The following is a 631-nucleotide window of genomic DNA, read 5'->3' as shown; positions in this document are numbered from 1 at the left end:
ATAACGTAAGTTATTTTAGACTCGTTAGCTCAGTTGGTAGAGCAATTGACTTTTAATCAATGGGTCACTGGTTCGAGCCCAGTACGGGTCATATATGCGGGTTTGGCGGAATTGGCAGACGCACCAGATTTAGGATCTGGCGCTTAACGGCGTGGGGGTTCAAGTCCCTTAACCCGCATTAAGATATAATAAATGAGCCGGCTTAGCTCAGTTGGTAGAGCATCTGATTTGTAATCAGAGGGTCGCGTGTTCAAGTCATGTAGCCGGCATTTTTAGATAGAAGAAAACAGTGCGAACGTAGTTCAGTGGTAGAACACCACCTTGCCAAGGTGGGGGTCGCGGGTTCGAATCCCGTCGTTCGCTTAGAGAGGCCGGGGTGGCGGAACTGGCAGACGCACAGGACTTAAAATCCTGCGATTGGTAACGATCGTACCGGTTCGATTCCGGTCCTCGGCATAAACTAATGAGCACCCTTAGCTCAACTGGATAGAGTACCTGACTACGAATCAGGCGGTTAGAGGTTCGACTCCTCTAGGGTGCATTTTTCTATTTAACTCGGGAAGTAGCTCAGCTTGGTAGAGTACTTGGTTTGGGACCAAGGTGTCGCAGGTTCGAATCCTGTCTTCCCGAT

Annotated in this window: 7 tRNA genes; all 7 read left to right on the top strand. The window is 49.3% G+C overall.

The features are described 5' to 3' along the window. Positions 1-18: 18 nt before the first annotated feature. The 7 genes from N8O80_RS09510 (at position 19) to N8O80_RS09480 (ending at position 630) form a co-directional block, all read left to right on the top strand. Positions 19-91 (top strand) — tRNA-Lys (locus tag N8O80_RS09510). A gap of 5 nt (positions 92-96) precedes the next feature. Beyond that, positions 97-178, top strand: a tRNA-Leu gene (locus tag N8O80_RS09505). An 18-nt stretch (positions 179-196) separates the two neighbouring features. Next, a tRNA-Thr gene (locus N8O80_RS09500) sits at positions 197-269 on the top strand. 22 nt (positions 270-291) lie between these two features. Next, positions 292-363: transfer RNA gene (locus tag N8O80_RS09495), tRNA-Gly, on the top strand. Between the two features lie 7 nt (positions 364-370). After that, a tRNA-Leu gene (locus N8O80_RS09490) sits at positions 371-456 on the top strand. An 11-nt stretch (positions 457-467) separates the two neighbouring features. Further along, positions 468-541 (top strand) — tRNA-Arg (locus tag N8O80_RS09485). A gap of 15 nt (positions 542-556) precedes the next feature. Then, a tRNA-Pro gene (locus N8O80_RS09480) sits at positions 557-630 on the top strand. The last annotated feature ends 1 nt before the right edge of the window (position 631 follow it).

This window comes from Streptococcus mitis (assembly GCF_946190155.1).
GTDB classification, from domain to species: Bacteria; Bacillota; Bacilli; order Lactobacillales; family Streptococcaceae; genus Streptococcus; species Streptococcus mitis_CL.
Note: the sequence above shows the minus strand (reverse complement) of the source record. Positions and strands in the feature narration are given on the sequence as shown.